The organism is Marinobacter sp. (genome assembly GCF_033722195.1).
GTDB lineage: Bacteria > Pseudomonadota > Gammaproteobacteria > Pseudomonadales > Oleiphilaceae > Marinobacter.
In genome coordinates, this window is sequence record NZ_JAWVZL010000142.1 from 1 (window position 1) to 5,994 (window position 5,994).

The window sequence follows — 5,994 nt, forward strand, 5'->3', positions numbered from 1 at the left end:
TAGGCGATGCGGTCCCGCACCTCCGCCTTGAGGGCCGCCACATCCATGGCCAGGCGCCGGCTCCAGTAGTCGGTGCAGTACCAGTTCAGGGTGCCTTTCTCGGTCCGGATGATATCCAGGATGGTGGCCAGCGCCTGCTCTGTGGCCACGCCGGTGTGCTCGGCATAGCGCCGGGGCAGATGTTCCAGCCAGAAGTGGCTGTCGTAGTGCAGGTCGAGCAGGGTACCGTCCATATCAAGAAAGACGGTGTCGACCCGGGACCATTCAATCATAGCGGGGGTTACCTGACATCAATGCTGTCAGGCTGCCGGACTGGCGCCGGCTTGGCAAGTAGGGAATAACGACAGTCCCCGGCGCCCAGAGGCCCCGGGGACGGACGGATGAGGCTGTTACTGGGCCATTTCTTCCTGGGTCACCACGGTCTGCTTGCGGCCGGTCATGGTGCAGCCCAGGCAGCGCACGAACGTGGCCTTGGCCGGACCGATCACCAGGGTTTCACCCGCTTCCTCGGCATTGCCCCCCAGCAGCGAGAAGGGCAGGGACACCAGGTAGACGGCGCTGCCCACGATGGTGGTGGCCAGCAAGGCCGGGCGGGCCAGCAGGGCGTCGCCGGTCATGGCAAGCGCCGAAGGTGTCTCGTCAACGGCCCGGGCGTGGCCCATGGATGCGAAGGCCATCAGGCACACCGCCACCGCTGTGATCAGACTGCGTGAAAACTTTGCGGACATAATTCTCATCTCCTGATTGGGTTGGCCCATGCTCATCCAGCCTGGCGGACCCGTCAACATTGTCTTAACTATGAATCATATTTACGCATTTTCAAACGGATTTCTGTGCGCTTGCGCCGGTTGCGGCCACCGCATCCCGGCCCTTCAGCGCTGGCACCGGGGACAATAGACGGTGGTGCGCTGGCTCATGCGGATTTCCTTCAGTGGCGTGGTGCAATGGCGGCAGGGCTCGCCGCCGCGACCGTAGACCTGCAGCGACTGGGCGAAATAGCCGGGCTTGCCGTCACTGTTGACGAAATCCCGCAGGGTGGTGCCGCCCATCAGGATGGCGGCGCTCAGGGTCTCCCGGATGGCTTCCGCCAGCAGGATATAGCGGTCCCGGCTGATCCTCCCGGCTGCCCGCTTTGGGTGGATGCCGGCCTTGAACAGGGCCTCGTTGGCGTAGATGTTACCGACGCCCACCACCGTGTGATTGTCCATCAGGAAATGCTTCACCGGGGTGGTCCTGCTGCCCGCCAGCCGATGCAGGTAGGCGCCGTTGAACACCGGGTCCAGCGGTTCCGGGCCGAGGCTTGCCAGTAGCGGGTGCCGCTCCGGCTCGGTGGTCCAGAGCCAGCAGCCGAAACGGCGCGGGTCGTTGAAACGGACCCGGACACCGCTGGCCATGGTGAGTTCGACATGGTCGTGCTTGAGGAGTGGGCTGGTGTCGGTGATTACCCGTAGGCTGCCGGACATGCCCAGGTGGACGATCACCGTGCCGCCCGCCACCCGCAGCAGCAGGTACTTGGCCCGGCGCTCCACCGCCAGCACCGGCTCACCCTCCAGATGCTCCGCCAGGTCCGCCGGCACCGGCCAGCGCAGGCGGCTGTCCCGGACGGTTACCCGCTCGATACGCTGGTCCAGCACGAAGGGCTCGACGCCGCGGCGGGTGGTTTCGACTTCGGGCAGTTCTGGCAAGGGGCTCTCCTGGGTGGCCGACAACAGGGCGGGCGGGGTGTTTTCCGGCCTCTGCCGTTGACGATTGTGCCTTTGTCTCCGGCGCTGTCAATGCGGACCGGGGAACCCTTCGGGCCAGGGGCTGTCCACCGGGGCAGACCATTGTGTGAACCGGTTACCCGAGGGTGCATTCGGTAACCAAATGGCGTCAAAATCGGGTTGTTCTGGCTTACAGCTGTACGCTAGAGTGACGGAAGCCAATAAAGCAAGTCATTGAATATAACAAAGCGGGCTGCGGCCCGGGTTCTGGATTGAAGGATTCCCCTATGTGGTACAACGGTCTTCTGGACCTCCCCGTGTGGCAGCTCGTGCTGGTGGCGCTGGGTCTCACCCATGTCACCATTGTGAGTGTGACGCTCTACCTTCACCGCCATTCGGCCCATAATTCGCTGGACCTGAATCCGGTACTGAAGCATTTCTTCCGGTTCTGGCTGTGGCTGACCACCAGCATCAACACCAAAGAGTGGACCGCCATCCACCGCAAGCACCACGCCATGTGCGAGACCGAGAATGATCCCCACAGCCCGGTGGTCAGGGGCCTGAAGAAGGTGGTGTTGGAAGGCGCCGAGCTCTACGCCGAGGCCGCCACTCCGGAAACCCTGGAGCGTTATGGCCAGCGCACCCCGGAAGACTGGGTCGAGCGCAACCTGTACAGCCGCCACCGTACCCTGGGTATCGCCCTGATGGCGGTGATCAACCTGGCCCTGTTCGGTGTGCACGGTATCTGGATCTGGGCTCTGCAGATGATGTGGATCCCGGTCTGGGCCGCCGGCGTGATCAACGGTATCGGCCACTACTTCGGCTATCGCAATTTCGAATGCTCGGACAACGCCAGGAACATCGTACCCCTGGCGATCTTTATCGGCGGTGAGGAGTTGCACAACAACCACCACACCTATCCGAACTCCTCCAAGCTGTCCCGGCGCTGGTTCGAGGTGGACATTGGCTGGGGCTACATCCGCCTGTTCCAGCTTTTCGGTCTGGCCAAGCCCAAGGGCTACCGGCCCATTGCCCACTCGGTGCCCGGCAAGCTGGATGTGGATGTGGAAACCGTGCAGGCCATCGCCAACAACCGGTTCGATATCATGCGCCAATACCGCAAGCGGGTAATGGAGCCGGTGCTGCGTCAGCAGAAGCACCTGATGGAAGACGAGATCAAGCCCCGGTATCGCCAGTTCCGCAAGCTGCTGTCTCGGGAAGTGACCCTGATCAAGCCCAGGGACCAGGAGCAGCTGGAAACCCTGTTGGAGAAAAACGCGGTGCTGCGCCAGATCTATGAGAAGAGCCACGAGCTGCAGGCGCTCTGGCGCCGGCGCGGGGTCAAGCCCCAGGAGAAGCTGCATGCGCTGATGGACTGGTGCCGCGACGCCGAGGCCAGCGGCATCCGCTACCTGGAAGACTTCGCCGCTCACCTGAAGTCCTACGCCCTGCGGCCCATGTAACGCCAGGCCGCAGCGAGAAGCCCCGCCCCGTGCGGGGCTTTTTTATGTCTGCGGCTCGGTGCCGGCGCCGACCCGGTAGAGGCTGTAGCGGACCTGGCCGGCGGTCTTCTGGCGGTGCAGCTGCCAGGCTGCCGGCGGGGTGGTGGTCGCGCCGTCGCTTTCCTGCTCCACGTAGACCCAGCCGCCGTCGCGGATCCAGCCGGGCTGGGCCAGCAGCGGGAACAGGGTGTCCAGCCAGCCCTGGCGGAAGGGCGGGTCCATGAACACGATGTCGAAGGGGGCGCCGGGTGGCTGGCGCAGGTAGCTTTCCACACTCTGGCAGACCACTTCGGCCCGGTCACAGTCCAGCGCCCTGAGGTTGGCCTTCAGCGCCTGCGCCAGCGCCGGTGTGTGATCCACCAGGGTGGCGGTACCGGCGCCCCGGGACAGCGCTTCCAGACCGAGCGCGCCGCTGCCGGCGAACAGATCCAGGCAGCGGCTGCCGGCCAGGTGGTACACCAGCCAGTTGAACAGGGTTTCCCGGGTCCGGGCCGGGGTCGGCCTTACCCCGCCGGCCTCCGGAAAACGCAAGCGCCGGCTGCGCCAGTCACCGCCGATGATGCGCAGCTCGCCGGCACCGGCGGCGGGTTTTCGAGCGGCTCTGGATTTTGCCATGGGGTCCGGCCCTGTCTGGGTGAAGACGAATCTGGGGCGGCCCGCTGCCCGGGCGCCGCGGGCCCATGTTAGCGAAAAAATCCCGTCGTCATAAGCGCAAGGTTTGGACGCTCAACGGCCCGGCCGCTAGAATGTCCGCTCTTCTCATTTCCGGGACCGGCCAGGCAGGCTTCGCCTTGGTGCCAACTTGGGCCCGCAACTCTCAGGATTGAACGGTAATGACAATGGCAGAGTGGATCTCGATTGGCTTCCTGGCCTTCCTTGTGCTGGTGTTCGTGGCGGAACTGGTGGCAAAGCGGCGGCAGCTGCCCCGGCCCCGGCCGGTAGCCCGGCGCAAGCCGGAGACCGCCAAGGGACCACAGCCGTCACCCGCCCGGGCGGAGCCGGAGGTCGGCGAGGCCGAGCCGGAAGTCGAGGCACCGCCCGCGCCAGAACCGGTGCCGGCGCCGGAGGAACCCACGGTCAGCGTCTTCCAGCGCATCCGTCAGGGGCTGGGCAAGACCCGGGACAACCTGTCCTCCAATCTGGCGGACCTGTTCTCGGTGGGCAAGAGCGTTGACCGGGACCTGCTGGAGGAGATCGAGACCACCCTGCTGATGGCCGATGTGGGGGTGACCGCCACTTCGGAGATCATCGACTCCCTGACTGCCAAGCTGGAGCGCAAGCAGCTGAAGGACGGCCAGGCCCTCAAGCACGCCCTCAAGCAGGAGCTGCGGGACCTGTTGGCAGGCGCCTCCGAGCCCCTGAAGGTTGATACCGGCAAAAAGCCCTTCGTGATCCTGATGGTGGGTGTCAACGGGGTCGGCAAGACCACCACCATCGGCAAGCTGGCCCGCAAGTTCCAGCAGGACGGCCAATCGGTGATGCTGGCGGCCGGCGACACCTTCCGGGCCGCGGCGGTGGAGCAGCTGCAGGTCTGGGGCGAGCGCAACAAGGTGCCGGTGGTGGCCCAGCATACCGGGGCCGACAGTGCCTCGGTGATTTTTGACGCAGTCCAGTCCGCCGCCTCCCGGCAGATCGACGTGGTCATCGCCGACACCGCCGGCCGGCTGCAGAACAAGGACAACCTGATGACCGAGCTGGAGAAGGTGGTCCGGGTGATGAAAAAGCTGGATCCGGAGGCGCCCCACGAGGTCATGCTGGTGCTGGACGCCGGCACCGGCCAGAATGCCCTCAGCCAGGCCCAGGTATTCCAGCAGGCGGTGGGCGTCAGCGGTATTACCCTCACCAAGCTCGACGGCACCGCCAAGGGTGGTATCGTGTTTGCCATTGCCCGCCAGCTCAAGCTGCCGATCCGTTACATCGGGGTGGGCGAGCAGTTGGAGGATCTGCGGGAGTTCGACGCCGAGACCTTCGTGAGTGCGCTGTTTGATGAGTAGTCCCGGCTGATGATCGAATTCGAGCAGGTCACCAAGCGCTATGACAGTGACCACACCGCCCTGAAGCAGGTGAATTTCCACCTGGGACGGGGCGAGATGGCCTTCCTGACCGGCCACTCCGGTGCCGGCAAGAGCACCCTCCTCAAGCTCATCATGCTGATGGAACGTCCCAGTGCCGGCCACGTGGTGGTGGGCGGCCAGCGTCTCAACAGCCTGCCCCGGCGGCAGGTGCCCTACATCCGCCGCCACATTGGCGTGGTCTTCCAGAATCACCAGCTGCTGTTCGACCGGACGGTTTTCGACAACGTCGCCATGCCGCTGGAGGTCATGGGGGTGTCGAGCCGGGACATCGGCCGCCGGGTGCGGGCGGCGCTGGACAAGGTGGGCCTGCTGAGCAAGGAGAAAATGAACCCGGTGCAGCTGTCCGGCGGGGAGCAGCAGCGGGTGGGGATTGCTCGGGCGGTGGTCAACAAGCCGCCGGTGCTGCTGGCGGATGAGCCCACCGGTAACCTGGACCCGGCGCTGTCGGCGGACATCATGCACCTGTTCGAGCAGTTCAGTCAGGTCGGCGTCACGGTACTGATCGCCAGCCACGACATCGCCCTGATCAACGACATGGCCCGCCGCACCCTGACCCTGGATCAGGGCCGTCTGGTGGCGGGCGGCTCGCCGGCGGTGCGATCGTGAGGAATGCCCGATGAACGCCCGTCGATCCCCTCCGGAGAGCTCCGGCAAATCCCCGCAGCGCGGTGCCCGCCGTGGCAAGGCGCCCTGGCGGGAGATGCTGGAGACCTA

General features: G+C 65.2%; 6 protein-coding genes and 1 pseudogene. 3 read left to right on the forward strand and 4 right to left on the reverse strand.

The annotated features are described in order from the left end of the window. The 3 genes and pseudogenes from R3280_RS15725 to mutM form a co-directional block, all read right to left on the reverse strand. Window positions 1–272 (reverse strand): annotated as a pseudogene (locus tag R3280_RS15725) (haloacid dehalogenase); the annotation flags it as partial. Window positions 273–389: 117 nt separating this feature from the next. After that, window positions 390–728 (reverse strand): hypothetical protein, encoded by a 339-nt coding sequence (locus R3280_RS15730; RefSeq protein ID WP_318999558.1) that lies wholly within the window; start codon window positions 726–728, stop codon window positions 390–392. A 144-nt stretch (window positions 729–872) separates the two neighbouring features. After that, window positions 873–1,685, reverse strand: a complete 813-nt coding sequence (mutM, locus tag R3280_RS15735) for a bifunctional DNA-formamidopyrimidine glycosylase/DNA-(apurinic or apyrimidinic site) lyase (RefSeq protein ID WP_318999559.1) — start codon at window positions 1,683–1,685, stop codon at window positions 873–875. Between the two features lie 305 nt (window positions 1,686–1,990). Between mutM and R3280_RS15740 the strand changes: the two genes are divergently transcribed. Next, window positions 1,991–3,166 carry a fatty acid desaturase gene (locus R3280_RS15740; protein ID WP_318999560.1) on the forward strand — a complete coding sequence of 392 codons (1,176 nt, stop codon included), beginning with the start codon at window positions 1,991–1,993 and terminating at the stop codon, window positions 3,164–3,166. Window positions 3,167–3,208: 42 nt separating this feature from the next. Here R3280_RS15740 and rsmD read toward each other — a convergent pair whose 3' ends face one another. Further along, entirely contained in the window at window positions 3,209–3,820 is a 612-nt protein-coding gene (gene rsmD / locus R3280_RS15745; protein WP_318999561.1) for a 16S rRNA (guanine(966)-N(2))-methyltransferase RsmD, read from the reverse strand. 218 nt (window positions 3,821–4,038) lie between these two features. Here rsmD and ftsY point away from each other — a divergent pair, with 218 nt between their 5' ends. Together ftsY and ftsE are read left to right on the forward strand one after the other, a co-directional pair. Continuing rightward, entirely contained in the window at window positions 4,039–5,199 is a 1,161-nt protein-coding gene (ftsY, locus tag R3280_RS15750) for a signal recognition particle-docking protein FtsY (RefSeq protein WP_318999562.1), read from the forward strand. Between the two features lie 9 nt (window positions 5,200–5,208). Next, a complete protein-coding gene (gene ftsE, locus R3280_RS15755; RefSeq protein WP_318999563.1) occupies window positions 5,209–5,886 on the forward strand; it encodes a cell division ATP-binding protein FtsE in 678 nt (225 codons plus the stop codon). The last annotated feature ends 108 nt before the right edge of the window (window positions 5,887–5,994 follow it).